This window comes from Xylophilus sp. GW821-FHT01B05 (assembly GCA_038961845.1).
Classification (GTDB): Bacteria; Pseudomonadota; Gammaproteobacteria; order Burkholderiales; family Burkholderiaceae_C; genus Xylophilus.
Genome location: CP152408.1, coordinates 704140 through 719220 on the forward strand (window position 1 = coordinate 704140; position 15081 = coordinate 719220).

A 15081-nucleotide genomic window follows, 5' to 3' on the forward strand; every position below is an offset into this window, starting at 1 on the left:
GTCCCTCTGCCTCAGTCGCCCACCTCGGACTCATGCCAGTGTTGCAGCAGGCGCCGGCCGATGCCGCTCACCACCAGGAAGAACAGAAAACCCAGCAGCGTGGCCGCGATCACCTCGGCGAACAGCAGGGCGGTGTACATGCGGCCCTGCGCGAACACGATCTGCACGCCCAGCCCGCCCTGCGCATTGCCCGAGCCGATGATGAATTCGCCCACGATGGCGCCGATCACCGATAGCCCGGCAGAGATACGCAGCCCGGCCAGGATGCTGGGCAGGGCGCTGGGCAGGCGCAGCTTCCAGAAGGTGGTGACGCGGCTCTTGCTGTGCAGCGCGAACAGCTCCACCAGCGTGCGCGAGGTAGAGCGCAGCCCCAGCAGCGTGTTGTTGACGATGGGGAACAGCGACATGATGAAGCTGATGATCACCACCGACAGTTCGTTGTAGCCAAACCAGAGCACGATCAGCGGCGCGATGGCCACCACCGGCACCGTCTGCAGCAACACCGCGTACGGGTAGATGCTGCGCTCCAGCAGCCTGGACTGGCTCAGCACTGCCGCCAGCGCGATGCCGCAGACGATGGCCAGCAGGTAGCCCAGCGTTGCTTCCTTGAGCGTGGCCAGCGTTGCCAGCAGCAGCGTGCCGGCGTTCTCGGCCACGGCCGCGCCAACCTCTTGTGGGCCGGGCAGCAGGTAGCCCTTGCCGGCATATACCGTGGCCGACAGCAGCCACCAGGCGGCGATGCCCAGCAGGGCCACCACCAGCACCGGCAGCGCGGCCAGGGCGCTGTCGCGCAGGCGTGAAGAGGGTGTGGAGCTGCTCATGCCGTGGCCTCTGCGGTTGCTTTGCGCCGCAGCGCGGCGGTGACGCGGCCGGTCAGCTCTGCAAACTCCGGCGTGGCGCGCAGCTCGGGCGCACGCGGGAAGGCGAAGGGCACGTCCACCACCTCGACGATGCGCCCCGGCCGTGCCGACATCACCACGATACGGGTCGACAGGAAGGCTGCCTCGTGCACGTTGTGCGTGACCATGGCGCCGGTGAAGCCCGACTGCTGCCAGAGCGCGGACAGCTCTTCCTGCAGCACCTCGCGCGTGAGTTCGTCGACGGCGGCCAGTGGCTCGTCGAGCAGCAGCAGCGCCGGCCGCAGTGCCAGCGCGCGGGCCAGCGACAGCCGCATGCGCATGCCGCCCGAGAGCTGGTGCGGGTAGCTGGCCTCAAAGCCCGTCAGGCCGACCAGTTGCAGCGCTTCGCGTGCGCGCGCCGTGCAGTCGGCGCCGCGATAGCCCTCCAGCTCCATCAGCAGCTCGGCATTGCGCAGCACCGTGCGCCAGGGCAGCAGCGCGGCTTCCTGGAACACGAAGCCGGTGGCGCTATCGCGCGGCCGTTCGACCGTGCCGCTGCTGGGCTCGACCAGCCCCGCGAGGATGCGCAGCAGGGTCGATTTGCCGCAGCCCGAGGGCCCGACGATGGTGACGAACTCGCCTGCCGCAAGCGTAAGGTCGGTCGGCGCCAGCGCCTGCAAGCCGGTGGCATAGGTCTTGGAGACGCCGCGCAGCGCAACGCTGGCGCCGCGTGCTGTAGGGCTGCTCACGGCGCACATCCTGGGACCAGGCTGCGGTCATAGGCCTGCTTCTCGTCGAAGCCGGCAGGCAGAAAGCCCACGCTCTTCAACTGGCCGGCCAGCTCCTTCCAGCGCGCATCCTGCATGCAGCCGATCCGGCCCAGGTCGTGCGAGATCAGGTTCTCGATCATGTCCTTGTTGGCTGCGTCGTAGATGGCGGGCGAGATCTGCTTGTTCATGCCGGTCAGCAGCGGCTTCAGGCCACCGGGGTTGCGCACATAGTTGCTCCAGCCCTTCTGCACTGCGGCGATGGCGGCCTTCACCAAGGCCGGGTTCTTCTTGATCATCTCGTCCGTGGTGAACAGCACGTTGTACGGCCGGTAGCCGAGCGAGGCCACGGTGATCTGCTGCACGTCGATGCCGGCCTCGGCCATGCGCGCGGGCAGGTAGAGCGAGTAGCCCTGCTGCACCATCTTTGGATCATTGCGGAACAGGCTCAGGTCGCCGCTCACCGGCAGCTCGCGCACATTGGCCAGCTTGTACTGCTTCTTGGTCCATTCCCAGTAGGCGCTGCCGATGTTGACGGCAAAGCTGCGGCCCTGCAGGTCGGCGATGCCCTTCACGGCCGGGTCGCGGTGGTAAATGAAAGCGTAGGGCACATAGTCCAGGTGCGCGAACACGGCCTTGACTGGCGCGCCGCGCAGGCGCGCCAGCAGCACATCGTCGGCATTGCCGATGCCGAACTCGGCCTGGCCCGAGGCCACCTGCGGAATGGTCTGGATCTTGGGGCCGCCCTGCAGCACCGAGATCTTCAGGCCCGCGTCCTTGCCAAGCTGGTCTTCCTGCGCCTGCCAGTAGCCGGCCTGGTCGGGCTGCGCGAACCAGTTGGTGAGGATGCGCACTGGCTTGGCGTCCTGGGCAAAGACCGAGGTGGACAGGGCTGCGAGCAGCGCAAGGGCGAGACGCCGGGTGGTGGTCATGGAGTAGGTTCTTTCAAAAATCGTGCCGTATGAGTCGTCCCAGGCGCTCAGCGCCACCTGCAGCGCCGACAGCCCAAGGCGCAGAAGGCCGTGGAACAGGCCACGCCGCTGGATGTGTCCCCTGCAAGGGGGTTGGCGAAGACGCGCAGCGCGTAGCCTGGGGGTGTTTCACTTCAGCGCGCGAGCCAGGGCAACTGGTGGTCGAAGTAGCGGAAGGTCTGGAACACGCTGTTGAGGCGGCCGGGGCCGGTCTTGCGCGCGGCCGCGTCGGGGTATTCGTCAAACCAGGGAATCACGTACTCCCACACCACCTCGCCGGCGGGTGTCACCTCGAACAGCCGGCCCGTGGCAGATTCCGTGATGTGGGTGTTGCCGTTGGGCAGGCGCTGGGCATTGCCCATGAAGGCGGTGTAGAAGGAATTGACCATCTCGTCGGCATAGGACCACACGACTTCGTTCGTAGCCGGGTCGATCTCAACCACGCGCGAGAAGGCCACATGGCTGCCGCTGCGGAAGTTGCCGTTGTCGAAGGCCAGGATGCGGCCGTTGTCCAGCGGCACCGGGGCGTGCTGGTGCGACACCACGCTGGGCGGTATGTGCAGGCGCACGCTGCCGCTGGCCTTGTCCACACCGATGATGCCGCTGGTGGTGCGCAGGCTCATCAGCACCGTGCCGTCGGCCATCACGCCCAGCCCGTTGACCAGCGGCCAGTGGTAGCGGCCAAAGCCGGGGTGGATGGGGAAGTCCTCCGGCGCCAGGTGCTCCCAGGCCTTCCACTCCCAAACCAGTTCCCCGGCGCGGTTCACCTCGCGGATCACGTCGCCGACCATCGTCTCGCCGTCGCCATGCGCGGTGCCGCCGGGCACGCGGGCGGCAAAGCCCTCTGGCACGGGTGCGCAGGCGGCGTACAGCAGGTTGCCGTTGGGCAGCCACTGGGCGTCGTGGTGGTGGGACGGGTCCTCGTAGTGCCAGACCACCTCGCCTGCGGGCGTGACCTCGGAGAAATCGCCGCCGTGCCACATCGACCAGGCCGGGTAGCGGTCGGGCGAATCGGCGTGGTTGCCGTTGTAGCCCAGGTTGCCGTTGGGCAGGATCACGGCGTGGCGGCCGGCGCGCAGCGGCATCTTCCACTCGTGCGCCACGGCGCCGTGGATGTCCACCAGGTAGACCTGGCCGCGCGCGGTCTGCGGTGCGATCAGGGTGTAGCCGCCGGCCGACAGCGCCGGGTCATGGGCGATCAGCCCCACGCCGCGGCGGCGGATGGTGATCTGGTCGACGGTGCTGGGCATGCGGGGTCCTTCCAAAAGGGGCGCCGCAGCGGTGTTCCGGCGGCAATGCCCGCACTCTAGGCATTCCGGTCTGTCCGGAATATCTGTTTGTTTCTGATGGCATGTATAGAAAAAGCTTACAGTGCCCGCATGCCCCTGCTGTCCCAATCCCTGCGCTGCTTCGACGAGGTGGCACGCCGTGGCTCGCTGCGCAAGGCGGCAGAGACCCTGCACCTGACCGCTGCCGCCGTGCACCAGCAGGTGCTCAACCTGGAGGAGCAGGTGGGCACGCCGCTGTTTGACCGGCTGGCCAAGGGCATGCAGCTCACCGCGGCCGGGGAAATCATGGTGGCCTCGGTGCGGCGCAGCCAACGCGACCTGGACCACGCGCTGTCGCAGGTGGAAGACCTGCGCTCCTTGCGGCGCGGCCATATCCACCTTGCCGTCTCGCCCTCGTCGGCAGAGCACTTGATCCCGCAGGCCATGCAGGCGGCCATGCAGCGCTACCCGGGCGTGACCTACAGCGTGCGCTCGGGCAGCGGCGAGCAGATCCTCAAGTGGGTGGCCGCGGGCGAGGCCGACATCGGCTTCTGCCTACGCCGCCGCCCGCCGCCGGGCGTGGAAGAAGGGCGCGCCTGGCCACAGCAACTGGGCCTGGTGACGGCGCCCGGGCATCCGCTGGCCGTGCCCACCGGCAAACCGCTGCGCCTGCGCGATTGCCTGGAGCAGCCGCTGATCCTCATGGCGCAGGGCACCGAGCTGCGCGCCATGATCGACCAGATCGACGCGCGCGAGCACCGCAAGGCGCGTCCGCTGGTGGAGACAAGCTCGGTGGCCATGGTGTGCCGGCTGGTGGCCAGCGGCATGGGCGTCGGGTTTCTGATCCCCGAGAACGTCGCCGAGGACGTGGCCGCAGGGCGCCTGGCCTGGCGCCCGCTGGCCGACACGGGGGCGCGCTCGCACAGCTGCCTGTTCCAGCGCACCGGCCAGGCCACCTCGGTGGCCATGGGCATGTTCCTGCAGTACCTGGAGATGGAGCTTGCGGCGATCCGTGCCCGCCTGGGCGATACCGAATCCACGCCCCTTGCACTGGATGCATTTGCGACTTGAAGGAACACCTCCAGGCCTGGCGTCGCTGCGCCAGGGGCGCACCCGTATCAGGCCGCAGCGGTAGCAATGCGCGGCGCCGCGCGCTCCATGCCGGTGAAGGCGAAGTCTACCTCCGGCGCCAGCCCGCTCACGATGCGCGCGATCGACTTGCCCGAGCCGCAGGCGTGCGTCCAGCCCAGCGTGCCGTGGCCGGTGTTGAGGAATAGATTGTTCAGCTTGGTGCGGCCGATCAGCGGCACGTTGCTCGGCGTGGCAGGCCGCAGGCCGGCCCAGAACTGCGCCTGCGACGCATCGCCCGCGCCGGGGAACAACTGCTCCACGCGGCGCACGATGGCCTCGCAGCGCACCGCGTTCAGGTTGCGGTCGTAGCCGTTGAGTTCGGCCGTGCCGGCAATGCGCAGGCGGTCGCCCTCGGGCGTGGTCAGGCGCGAGAACACCAGCTTGAACTCGTCATCGGTCAGCGACACCTGGTGCGCGCGCGATGCGTCCAGCACCGGCATGGTCACCGAGTAGCCCTTGGCCGGGTAGATCGGCAGGCGGATGCCCAGCGGCGCCGCCAGCAGCGGGCTGAACGAGCCCATCGCTAGCACAAAGACATCGCCCTTGATGCGTTGGAAGCGGCCTTCGGCGTCGGTCACTTCGACGTGGTCGATGCGGCCACCCACCTCGCGCAGCGCGGTGATGTTGTGGCCCATGCGGAACTGCACGCCGGCGTCGGCTGCGCGCTGCGCCAGTGCGCGGGCGAACTGGTTGGCATCGCCGGATTCGTCTTCTGCGGTGAAGGTGGCGCCGGTCAGTTGCGGGCGGATATGGGCCAGGGCAGGCTCAATGGCCAGCGCCTCGTCGGCCGAGATCACGCGGCGGTCGCAGCCCAGCGCGCGCATCTGCTGGGCCGGGCCTTCGGCGCCGTCGAATTCCTTCTGGCTGGTATAGAAATGCAGGATGCCCTGCGTGCGCTGGGCATATTCCAGGCCCAGGTCGGCGCGCAGTTGCTGCAGGGTTTCGCGGCTGTAAGTGCCCAGGCTGACGATCTGCTCGATGTTGTGGCGGGTGCGTGCCGGCGTGCATTCCCGCAAAAACTGCAGGCCCCAGAGCCACTGGCGCATGTCGGCGCGGATGCGAAACAGCAGCGGCGCGTCTTCGCGCGCCAGCCATTGCAGCACCTTGAGCGGCGCGGATGGATTGGCCCAGGGCTCGGCGTGGCTGACCGAGATCTGGCCGCCGTTGGCAAAGCTGGTTTCGGCAGCCGGCGTGGCCTGGCGGTCGATCACCGTGACCTCGTGGCCGAGCTGTTGCAGGTAATGGGCGGAGGTGATGCCGAGAAGGCCGGAGCCGAGGACGATGGCGCGCATGGCGAAATCCTTTCAGGGTTTCTGCAATGGGTGCGCGCGCAAGGTTGCGGGAATAGATGAAGCAACCGGACGCACGCATCCCGTTGCCGCTCCCCCTGTCCTTGGTACCTGAGAGATTCACCCTGCAACGGTTGCGGGGCTTGCTCCTTCGGTGCGTGGCGGGCGGCCACCATGAGGCATGGGGCGCGCTGCAACGTCTCTCCAGACGGCGTTTGACTGATGTTGCAGTACCAGGCCGTTTATGGGACGGCCCACCTGAGCGTTCATGGGAGTTTGCGCCTTCGGTGGAATGGCGTGGCCGCCATTCACTCTCCTGCAGGGGCCGATTCTACGGTGCCGGCAGCCGGGCTGCCAAGCCGCCGGCACATGGGGCTTAGCGGCGATACGGGTCGTTCGGACGGCGGTCGTAGCGGTTGGGCACGCCGTCGCCATCACGGTCCCAGCCGCCGCGCTGCATCTCCCAGCGGTTGCCGCGCTGGACCCAGGCGGGTTGGCGGTAGTGGTAGCCACGGCGTTCCTGCATCCAGACGCCTCGCACCCAGACATGGCGGCCGCCGCGCCATTCCCAGTGGCCCGGAGCCCAGACCATACCGCGGCGCGGTGGCGGCATCCTCTCGGCACGCGGCGGCGGCGGCGCGACCTGCACATAGACCTGGGCCTGTGCGGCGGTGGGCAGCACGGCTGCGCCCAGCGACAGCACGGCAAGTGATGCCGCGATGGCGGCCTGGACAATGCGATGGTTCTTCTTGGCAGTCATGGGACTCTCCTTGTCGTGATTCGAGGCTTCATCCTCACCAGCCCATGTCAAGACTTTGTAGGCCATGCGCTAAATATTGTGTGCTGGTGTGACTGAGACTTTAACGTCGCATCGCCGTGAAGGCCGCCAGCTCCCAGCGCCGTGCGGCCAGCAGCAGTGTGTAGCCCTCGCGGGCCTCGTCGGCGAGCTTCTGGTCGGCCTGGTGCTGCTGGGCGAAATCCTGCGCCAGGCGCTGCATGCGCTCGAAGAAGACCGGCGCCAGGGCGCGGCTGATGTTGCCGTGCACCAGCAGCAGGCCTTCGCCCGGGCCGTCGAAGCCGCCGCCAAAATAGTCGAGCACCGCGTGTTCGCGGAAATAGTCCATCACCGGGCCGTGCGGGCGCCAGTGGAAGGTCTTGGAGAGCCTGAGCCGGTAGCGGTTGCCCGGCCGCAGGTCGATGATGCCGATGCGGTCGAGCTGCACCAGCGCGCGGATGGCCTCGGCCTCGGTCACGCGGTAGGCGGCCACCACCTGCTCCAGCGTCCATTGGCTCAATACATGGATCGCCATCAGCAAAAGCGTGCGGTCGGCGACGACGGCACGCTCTTGCTCCAGTGTCAGGTGATCGGTCAGCGGCTGGGCATCGGCCACGCGGCGTGCCAGCTCGGCAAAGTCCAGCCGCAGGGCGCGGCAGATCGCGTCGATGCGCGACAGCGGCATGTCGCCCTTGGCGAGCATGCGCTTGACGCTGGATTCGGCCATGCCCAATGACTGCGCCAGATCGGCGTAGGTCATGTGGGCGGCCTTGAGTTCCTTCTTCAGCGCGGTAACGAGATCAGCGGTGGTGCTCATGCCGCCGATTGTGTCGCGACCCGAAGGCCGTCCTGGCTTAGCCGCCGCGTTCGTCTTGCGACAGCAGCGTGCCGTCGTGCATGGCGGCCAGCACCTGGGCCCGGACCTCGGCGCGGGTCAGGGCCGAGGGGGCGCTGTGGATCTCCGGCACGCCGTAGGTGTCGCTGACGTCCAGCTCGCCAGCGGCGCGGGCGCGTTGCAGCTCGGCCACTACCTGGGCGCGGGTCAGGTTCGAGGCGGGGGCCTGGATGGCGGGCTGGCCATAGGCGTCGCCAGTTTCCAGCTCGCCTGCGGCACGGGCGCGCTGCAGTTCTGCAACCACGCTGGCGCGCGTCACGGGGGCTGCGGCCACGGCGTCCTGGGCGAAGGCAGTCTGGCCAGCGGCCAGGGCGATGAGGGAAGCGGCGATAAGGGTACGGGTGTTCATGGCAGTGTCTTTCAAGAACGGTTCAACGAGTGGGCCGTGTCGGGCGGGATGCCTTGGCGGTCCGTTTTCGCCGAGGGCTCGAAAGCGATGCGGCGATGTATGAACTGTAGAAGTCGCAGGGCAATAGATAAACAGCGTGCCGGGCGACGCTTCGTTGCCGATTCCGCAACAACGCCCCGGTGCGCAAACGGCCTTCCTGCACAATCCGCCGCACGCGCGGACGCGACCGTGTCCCGCTGCCCTGGAGCCCTGCATGCCCGACACGCTTCCCCCGCCCGCCGAGCCGTCGGCGCACCCGAACCAGTTCGCCTTGCTGCAGCAGCGCCGCTTCGCGCCCTTCTTCTGGACCCAGTTCGCCGGTGCCGCGAACGACAACCTGTTCAAGTTCGCGTTCACGGTGCTGGTGACCTACCAGTTGAGCGTGGCCTGGATGCCGCCGTCCATGGCGGGCCTGGTGATCGGGGCGCTGTTCATCCTGCCCTTTCTGCTGTTCTCGGCCACCTCGGGCCAGCTTACGGACAAGTACGACAAGACGCGCATGATCCGCTTCGTCAAGAACCTGGAGATCGGCATCATGCTGCTCGCCGCCGCCGGGTTCCTGCTGGGCAATGTGGTCGTGCTGCTGGCCTGCACCTTTCTGATGGGCCTGCATTCCACGCTGTTTGGCCCGGTGAAGTTCGCCTACCTGCCGCAGGTGCTGAACGAGCGCGAGCTGACCGGTGGCACCGGCATGGTGGAGATGGGGACCTTCATCGCCATCCTGCTCGGCAACGTGGCCGGCGGCCTGCTGGTGGCGGTGCCGCAGGTCGGCCATGCCTGGGTGGCCGGCAGCTGCGTGGCGCTGGCGCTGGTCGGGCGCGCAGTGGCGCAGGCGATTCCACCGGCACCAGCCACCGATCCTCAGCTGAAGATCAACTGGAACCCGTTCACCGAAACCTGGCGCAACCTGCAGCTCGCGCGCAGCAGCCCGGTGGTGTTCCGCTCGCTGCTGGGCATCAGCTGGATGTGGTTCTTTGGCGCGGTGTTTTTGAGCCAGTTCCCGAGCTTTGCCAAAGAGGTGCTGCACGGCGATGAGCACGTGGCCTCGCTGCTGCTGGTGGTGTTTTCCATTGGCATTGGCGTGGGCTCGCTGTTGTGCGAAGTGCTGTCACGCAGCCAGGTGGAGATCGGCCTGGTGCCGGTGGGCACCATAGGCATGAGCGTGTTTGCGGTGGACCTGTACTTTGCCTCGCGTGGCCTGCCGGCGGTTGCGGAGAGGGGGGTGGGCGACTTTCTTGCGCGGCCCGCGCACTGGCGCGTGATGGCCGACCTGGCGCTGCTGAGCCTGTTCGCCGGCCTGTACAGCGTGCCCATGTATGCGCTGATCCAACTGCGCAGCCGGCCAACGCATCGCGCGCGCATCATCGCCGCCAACAACATCCTCAATGCGCTGTTCATGATCGCAAGCTCAGTCATCGCCGGTGGCCTGCTGGCCGCGGGCTTCAGCGTGCCGCAGATCTTCTTGTTCACCGGGCTGGCCAATGCGCTGGTGGCGGCCTATATCTTTCTGCTGGTGCCCGAGTACCTGCTGCGCTTCATTGCCTGGGTGGCCACGCGCTTTGTCTACCGCTTTCGCATTCGCGGCGAAGCGCAGATCCCGCAGGAAGGGCCGGCGGTGCTGGTGTGCAACCACGTGAGCTTTGTCGATCCGGTGCTGATGATGGCCGCCAGCCCGCGCCCGATCCGCTTCGTGATGGACCACCGCATCTTCGCCACGCCGGTGCTGGGCGGCTTGTTCCGGCTGGCCAAGGCGATCCCGATCGCGCCGCAGAAAGAAGACGCCGCCATCTACGCGGCGGCCTTCGAGCGTGTGGCGCAGGTGCTGCGCGAGGGCGAACTGGTGGCGATCTTCCCGGAGGGCAGCATCACCCAGGACGGTGAACTGCAGCCTTTCAAGGCCGGCATCATGAAGATCCTGGAGCAGGCCAAGGCCGATGGCCTGCAGGTGCCGGTGGTGCCGATGGCGCTCAGCAACCTGTGGGGCTCGTTCTTTAGCCGCATCGAGCTGCGCGGCGACAAGCGCGTGGCCATGGTGAAACCGTTCCGCCGCGGTTTCTTCAACCGCGTGGGGCTGGATGTGGGCGCGCCGGTGCCGGCGGCCCAGGTCACGCCGGACGGCCTGCACAGCCGCGTCTCCGGGCTGCTGGCCGCAGTGGCCTGATAGAAGTCGCCGGAGTGGTTCACAGGCCCGCCAACTGGTCGATGAAGTCCTCGCAGCGTGCGAGCTGGTCCAGTGTGATGAATTCGTCGGGCTTGTGCGCCTGCTCGATCGCGCCCGGCCCGCAGACCAGCGTCGGGATGCCCGCATGCTGGAACCAACTGGCTTCGGTGCCGAAGCCGACGTAGCCCGGCTCGCCGTCCTGGCGCCCGGCGCGGCGCATGCGCCCGAGCAGCCAGGCGACGCCCGCGGCGGCATCGCTGCCGGGGCCGGCCTCGAACGCGGGCAGCGCCGATTCAGTATCGAAGCGGATGTCGCCGTCCGGCCAGCGGCTGCGCATGCGCGGCAGCACCTGCTGTAACGCAAAGGCGCGCACCTGCTCTTCCAGCGCGGCGGCGTCGGTCCAGGGCAGGTGGCGAAACTCGAAGTCGAAACTGCAGTGCTCGGGCACGGTGTTGGCGCTCAATCCACCCGCGATGGTGGTCGTCTGCACCGTGGTGTGCGGGATGGCGTAGCCCGCATGCCGTGCCTCTTGCTGCGCCAGCCGGTCGCCCAGCTGGCGCACGTAGGCGACGATCTCCGCTGCGTATTCGATCGCATTGACGCCGTCCAGCGCCAGCGACGAATGCGCGGCCCGGCCGCGCACCTGGCAGCGCACGTGGCGTCGCCCCTTGTGCCCCACCACGGCGCGCAGTTCGGTCGGCTCGCCGATCACGCAGCCCTGCGGCGCCAGGCCCCGGTCGCGCAGATCAGCCACCAACTGGCGCACGCCCAGCATGGACGTTTCCTCGTCAAAGGTCAGCGCCAGGTGCACCGGCATGGCCAGGTCGGCCGCCAACAGCCGCGGCACCGCCGCCAGGCAGGCGCCGATGAACCCTTTCATGTCGACCGTGCCGCGGCCGTAGAGCCGGCCCGCGCGCTCCACCGCCTCGAAGGGCGCCGACTGCCAGGCCTGGCCGTCCACCGGTACGGTGTCGGTGTGGCCGGACAGCACCAGTCCGCCCGGTGCACGAGGCCCCAGGCTCGCGAACAGGTTGGCCTTCCGGCCGCTGGCATCGAGCCCCAGGTGCGACTCGATGCCGAACGCGTCCAGGTAATCGCGCACCCAGTGGACCAGTGGCAGGTTGGAATGGCGCGACACGGTGTCGAACGCGACCAGGCGCGACACGATGTCCAGGCAGGTGGCGCCGGGGCGGCGTGGTGTCGTCGCGGCGGCGGGGCAGAGCGGGGCTTGGGGGTGCATGGCAGGGTTGGCCGACGGACGGCAGGCCCGGGGAAGCGACAGGGAGGCACATTATTCGAAGCGCGCCCGCGCAGGTCGAGCGACCTTATTTCCGCCCCACATTCCGTTTCGGCATGGCGCGAGCCGGCCTCAAAATAATTGCCCGCTCCTGCCATGCCCACGCACCTACCTTCCACCACCGCGCTGCGGGTCTTCGAGTCCGCCGCCCGCCACGGCAGCTGCACTCTCGCGGCCGAGGAGCTGTATCTGACCCAGAGCGCCGTCAGCAAGAAGCTGCGCAGCCTCGAGGAGATCCTGGGCGCCGCGCTTTTTGTGCGCATCAACCGCGGCCTGGTGCTGACCGAGGCCGGGCGCTGTTACCTCGACGCGATCCGTCCCATCCTGGGCCAGTTGGCCGAGGCGTCGGCGCGTGTGGCCGAGCTGCGCAGCCGGCCACTGCAGCAGACGCTGGTGCTGCGGCTGCTGCCGATCCTGGGCGACCGCTGGCTGCTGCCGCGGTTTGCCTCGTTCGCGGCGCAGCACCCGGACATCGAGGTGCAGTTCACCAGCCTGGTGCCCGGTGACGAGCAGGCCCCGATTCGCTCCGACGGCGAGTTTCGCTACGGCGCGGGCGGCTGGCCGCACTGGCAGGCGGACTACCTCTTCGGCCGCGAGATGGTGGCCGTACTCGCCCCGGCGCTGCTGCGCACCATGCCGCGCTTCGAGCGGGTGGAGGACGCCTGGCAACTACCACTGCTGCTGCACTTCCAGGTGCCGCACGCCTGGACCGAATGGCACACGGCGTTCGGGCTGCAGGCGCCCGCGCCGACGCGCACCACCCGGTACGAGTTCTATTCGACGCTGCTGCGCGCAGCCGTCTCCGGCATGGGGCTGGCGCTGGTGCCGCGCGCGCTGGTGCAAGACGAGCTGGCCTCGGGCGTACTCGTGGAGCCCTTCCCGAGCGAGTTCCACAGCCGTCAGGGTTACTACTTCGCGGTGCAGGAGCAGCGCGAGCCCTCGCCCGCCCTGGCCGCCTTCCGCGTCTGGCTGCAATTGCAGGCCGAGGCGCCACCGCCCGCTCCATCGGCGCAGCCGCAGCCGCTTGCGACCTGAGCCGGCCCGCCGTCGGCAACTGCCATTCCGTTTAGGACTGGCAGCGGGACGTTTATTCGCTTGAGGAGGCCTGGGGCCGGCGCGGACACTGCAGTCGTCACAGTTCTTTCACATCCATCCCATGACGCTCCACCACTCCCCCCGACGTTCCGGCGTGTCGCGCCGCCTTCTGCTGGCCTGCGCCCTGGCCACGACCGGCCTGGCCGCCCAGGCTGACGTGCTGGCCGACGTCCAGAAGGCCCGGTCGATCAAGATCGCCATCCCCACGGACTTCGTGCCCTACGGTTTCGTCGGGGCAGACCTGCAGCCCCAGGGCCTGGACGTGGACATCGCCAAGTACGTCGCGGCCAAGATGGGTGTGAAGGTGGAGCTGGTGCCCGTGACCGTCTCCAACCGCATCCCGTACCTGCAGACCGGCAAGGCGCATCTGGTGGTGTCCGCGCTCGGCAAGAACCCCGACCGCGAGAAGGTGATCGACTTCAGCTCTGCCTACGCGCCCTTCTACATCGGCGTGTTCGGTCCCAAGACCATCGCCATCAAGAGCCCGGCCGACCTCGCCGGCAAGACCGTTGCGGTCACCCGCGGCACCACGGACGACGTGGAACTGACCAAAGTGGCCCCGGCGGGCGTGGAGATCCGCCGCTTCGAAGGCAACGACGCCACCATCGCGGCCTACGTCTCCGGCCAGACCCAGTTGCTGGCGACCGGCCAGCCCGCAGCGGAGGCCGTGGCCTCGCGCGCGCCGGTAGAGATCAAGTTCCCGCTGCGCATGTCGCCCTGCTACATCGGCCTGCCCAAGGGCGAGGATGCGCTGCGCACCAAGGTGAACGAGATCCTGGCCGAAGGCCGCAAGAACGGCGACCTGGACAAGCTCTCGCGGAAGTGGCTGCACCAGCCCATGGGTGACATGCCGCTCTGAGCCCGCGCACCGCTCGCCTGCCATGCGCTTCGTACTCGACTTCGCCGCCGTCCTGGCGCAGTGGCCGCTGCTGCTGAGTGGACTGGTCTGGACCTGCTGGCTCACGTTGCTCACGCTGACCTTGGGGTTGGTGCTGGGCGCGGCCTGCGCCTGGGCCCGCAGCAGCGGCCCGCAGGCGCTGGCCGCCGCCGTGGGCATCTACGTGGAGCTGGTGCGCAACACGCCCTTCATCGTGCAGCTCTTCTTTGTCTTCTTCGGGCTGCCGGCGCTGGGCGTGAAGCTCTCGCCCGCCACGGCCTCCACCATCGCGCTGGTGTTGAACCTGGGCGCCTACGCCACGGAGATCATCCGCGCGGGCATCGAGGCCACGCCGCGCGGCCAGGTCGAAGCGGCGCAGAGCCTGGCGCTGGGCCCCGTGCAGATCTTCCTGCGGGTGGTGCTGCCGCCCGCGCTGGCCCGCGTCTGGCCGGCGCTCACGGGCCAGGTCATCATCGTGATGCTGGGCTCGGCCGTGTGCAGCGCCATCTCGACCGAGGAACTGAGCTACGCCGCCAACCTGATCCAGAGCCGCAACTTCCGCGCGTTCGAGTCATATGCGCTGGTCGCCGTGCTCTACCTGCTGCTGGCCATGGGCTTGCGCCGTCTGCTCGACTGGGCCGGGCCGCGCTTCATCTTCGCAAGGTAGGCCCGCCATGGTTGAGTTCACACTCTGGGACATTGCCGGGCACCTGCTGCGCGCCGCGCGCTGGACCGTCGTGCTGTCGCTGATCGCGTTCGCGGGCGGCGGCATCGTCGGGGGGCTGTTGCTGCTGGTTCGGCTGCGCGGCGGGCGCGTGGCACGCGCGCTGCTGGCTGGCTACGTGCAGGTGTTTCAGGGCACACCCCTGCTGCTGCAGCTGTTCCTTGCATATTTCGGCGCCGGCCTGTTCGGCCTCGAGATATCGCCCTGGACGGCCGCCACCTTCGCGCTGACCGGCTACGCCAGCGCCTTCCTGACCGAGATCTGGCGCGGCTGCGTCGAGGCGGTGCCCCGCGGCCAGTGGGAAGCCTCTTCCAGCCTGGCGCTGAGCTTTGGCGAACAGCTGCGCCACGTGGTGCTGCCGCAGGCGCGGCGCATCGCGGTCGCACCCACGGTTGGCTTCCTGGTGCAGTTGGTCAAGGGCACGGCGCTCGCGTCGGTGATCGGCTTCGTGGAAGTCACCAAGACCGCCAGCATGATCTCCAACGCCTCCCTGCGCCCGCTGGTGGTGTTCGGTTGTGCGGCGGTGCTGTACTTCCTGCTCTGCTACCCCATCAGCCTCTACGCCAAGTACATCGAACGGAGCCTCCGTGTCCGCACTGCCTGA

15 protein-coding genes and 2 riboswitches are annotated in these 15081 nt (G+C 68.4%); of the genes, 6 read left to right on the forward strand and 9 right to left on the reverse strand.

Translation table 11 applies throughout. The features are described from left to right. Positions 1–11: 11 nt before the first annotated feature. The 4 genes from AAFF27_03375 to AAFF27_03390 form a co-directional block, all read right to left on the reverse strand. The gene (locus tag AAFF27_03375; protein XAH24247.1) at positions 12–821 is read right to left on the reverse strand and encodes an ABC transporter permease; all 810 of its coding nucleotides are present in this window, start codon (positions 819–821) and stop codon (positions 12–14) included. Further along, a complete protein-coding gene (locus AAFF27_03380) occupies positions 818–1588 on the reverse strand; it encodes an ABC transporter ATP-binding protein (protein XAH24248.1) in 771 nt (256 codons plus the stop codon). Before AAFF27_03380 ends, AAFF27_03375 begins: the two co-directional genes overlap by 4 nt. Next, positions 1585–2538 (reverse strand): ABC transporter substrate-binding protein, encoded by a 954-nt coding sequence (locus AAFF27_03385; GenBank protein XAH24249.1) that lies wholly within the window; start codon positions 2536–2538, stop codon positions 1585–1587. The genes AAFF27_03380 and AAFF27_03385 overlap by 4 nt, the downstream gene beginning before the upstream one ends. 173 nt (positions 2539–2711) lie before the next feature. Further along, the gene (locus AAFF27_03390) at positions 2712–3827 is read right to left on the reverse strand and encodes an aryl-sulfate sulfotransferase (GenBank protein XAH24250.1); all 1116 of its coding nucleotides are present in this window, start codon (positions 3825–3827) and stop codon (positions 2712–2714) included. Between the two features lie 129 nt (positions 3828–3956). Between AAFF27_03390 and AAFF27_03395 the strand changes: the two genes are divergently transcribed. After that, positions 3957–4916 (forward strand): LysR family transcriptional regulator, encoded by a 960-nt coding sequence (locus AAFF27_03395; GenBank protein ID XAH24251.1) that lies wholly within the window; start codon positions 3957–3959, stop codon positions 4914–4916. A gap of 47 nt (positions 4917–4963) precedes the next feature. On the opposite strand, the gene AAFF27_03400 is transcribed toward AAFF27_03395, so the two are convergent. The 4 genes from AAFF27_03400 to AAFF27_03415 form a co-directional block, all read right to left on the reverse strand. Beyond that, complete coding sequence (locus AAFF27_03400) at positions 4964–6268, reverse strand: D-amino acid dehydrogenase (protein ID XAH24252.1); 1305 nt, start codon at positions 6266–6268, stop codon at positions 4964–4966. 85 nt (positions 6269–6353) lie between these two features. Beyond that, positions 6354–6483: riboswitch (glycine riboswitch) on the reverse strand. A gap of 10 nt (positions 6484–6493) precedes the next feature. Continuing rightward, positions 6494–6594: riboswitch (glycine riboswitch) on the reverse strand. 47 nt (positions 6595–6641) lie between these two features. Beyond that, positions 6642–7025 carry a YXWGXW repeat-containing protein gene (locus AAFF27_03405; protein ID XAH24253.1) on the reverse strand — a complete coding sequence of 128 codons (384 nt, stop codon included), beginning with the start codon at positions 7023–7025 and terminating at the stop codon, positions 6642–6644. 100 nt (positions 7026–7125) lie between these two features. Further along, entirely contained in the window at positions 7126–7857 is a 732-nt protein-coding gene (locus AAFF27_03410; protein XAH24254.1) for a helix-turn-helix transcriptional regulator, read from the reverse strand. Between the two features lie 37 nt (positions 7858–7894). Then, entirely contained in the window at positions 7895–8284 is a 390-nt protein-coding gene (locus tag AAFF27_03415) for a DUF4148 domain-containing protein (protein XAH24255.1), read from the reverse strand. 253 nt (positions 8285–8537) lie between these two features. Between AAFF27_03415 and AAFF27_03420 the strand changes: the two genes are divergently transcribed. After that, positions 8538–10484, forward strand: coding sequence for an MFS transporter (locus AAFF27_03420; protein XAH24256.1), 1947 nt, complete (start codon positions 8538–8540; stop codon positions 10482–10484). Positions 10485–10503: 19 nt separating this feature from the next. Here the strand turns inward: AAFF27_03420 and argE are convergent, their stop codons facing one another. Next, positions 10504–11724 (reverse strand): acetylornithine deacetylase, encoded by a 1221-nt coding sequence (gene argE / locus AAFF27_03425; protein ID XAH24257.1) that lies wholly within the window; start codon positions 11722–11724, stop codon positions 10504–10506. Positions 11725–11877: 153 nt separating this feature from the next. Between argE and AAFF27_03430 the strand changes: the two genes are divergently transcribed. From AAFF27_03430 to AAFF27_03445, 4 genes are all read left to right on the forward strand, one after another. Further along, positions 11878–12816, forward strand: a complete 939-nt coding sequence (locus tag AAFF27_03430) for a LysR substrate-binding domain-containing protein (protein XAH24258.1) — start codon at positions 11878–11880, stop codon at positions 12814–12816. Between the two features lie 121 nt (positions 12817–12937). Continuing rightward, the gene (locus AAFF27_03435) at positions 12938–13735 is read left to right on the forward strand and encodes a transporter substrate-binding domain-containing protein (protein ID XAH24259.1); all 798 of its coding nucleotides are present in this window, start codon (positions 12938–12940) and stop codon (positions 13733–13735) included. Positions 13736–13757: 22 nt separating this feature from the next. Next, positions 13758–14420 (forward strand): amino acid ABC transporter permease, encoded by a 663-nt coding sequence (locus tag AAFF27_03440; protein XAH24260.1) that lies wholly within the window; start codon positions 13758–13760, stop codon positions 14418–14420. 7 nt (positions 14421–14427) lie between these two features. After that, on the forward strand, positions 14428–15081 hold the full coding sequence (locus AAFF27_03445; GenBank protein ID XAH24261.1) for an amino acid ABC transporter permease: 654 nt from the start codon (positions 14428–14430) through the stop codon (positions 15079–15081).

Excerpts from the sequence above, each read along its gene's own strand:
- AAFF27_03375 (XAH24247.1), bottom strand. The coding sequence starts at position 821 with ATGAGCAGCTCCACACCCTCTTCACGCCTGCGCGACAGCGCCCTGGCC.
- AAFF27_03385 (XAH24249.1), bottom strand. The coding sequence starts at position 2,538 with ATGACCACCACCCGGCGTCTCGCCCTTGCGCTGCTCGCAGCCCTGTCC.
- AAFF27_03390 (XAH24250.1), bottom strand. The coding sequence starts at position 3,827 with ATGCCCAGCACCGTCGACCAGATCACCATCCGCCGCCGCGGCGTGGGG.
- AAFF27_03395 (XAH24251.1), top strand. The coding sequence starts at position 3,957 with ATGCCCCTGCTGTCCCAATCCCTGCGCTGCTTCGACGAGGTGGCACGC.
- AAFF27_03400 (XAH24252.1), bottom strand. The coding sequence starts at position 6,268 with ATGCGCGCCATCGTCCTCGGCTCCGGCCTTCTCGGCATCACCTCCGCC.
- AAFF27_03405 (XAH24253.1), bottom strand. The coding sequence starts at position 7,025 with ATGACTGCCAAGAAGAACCATCGCATTGTCCAGGCCGCCATCGCGGCA.
- AAFF27_03410 (XAH24254.1), bottom strand. The coding sequence starts at position 7,857 with ATGAGCACCACCGCTGATCTCGTTACCGCGCTGAAGAAGGAACTCAAG.
- AAFF27_03415 (XAH24255.1), bottom strand. The coding sequence starts at position 8,284 with ATGAACACCCGTACCCTTATCGCCGCTTCCCTCATCGCCCTGGCCGCT.
- AAFF27_03420 (XAH24256.1), top strand. The coding sequence starts at position 8,538 with ATGCCCGACACGCTTCCCCCGCCCGCCGAGCCGTCGGCGCACCCGAAC.
- argE (XAH24257.1), bottom strand. The coding sequence starts at position 11,724 with ATGCACCCCCAAGCCCCGCTCTGCCCCGCCGCCGCGACGACACCACGC.
- AAFF27_03430 (XAH24258.1), top strand. The coding sequence starts at position 11,878 with ATGCCCACGCACCTACCTTCCACCACCGCGCTGCGGGTCTTCGAGTCC.
- AAFF27_03435 (XAH24259.1), top strand. The coding sequence starts at position 12,938 with ATGACGCTCCACCACTCCCCCCGACGTTCCGGCGTGTCGCGCCGCCTT.
- AAFF27_03440 (XAH24260.1), top strand. The coding sequence starts at position 13,758 with ATGCGCTTCGTACTCGACTTCGCCGCCGTCCTGGCGCAGTGGCCGCTG.
- AAFF27_03445 (XAH24261.1), top strand. The coding sequence starts at position 14,428 with ATGGTTGAGTTCACACTCTGGGACATTGCCGGGCACCTGCTGCGCGCC.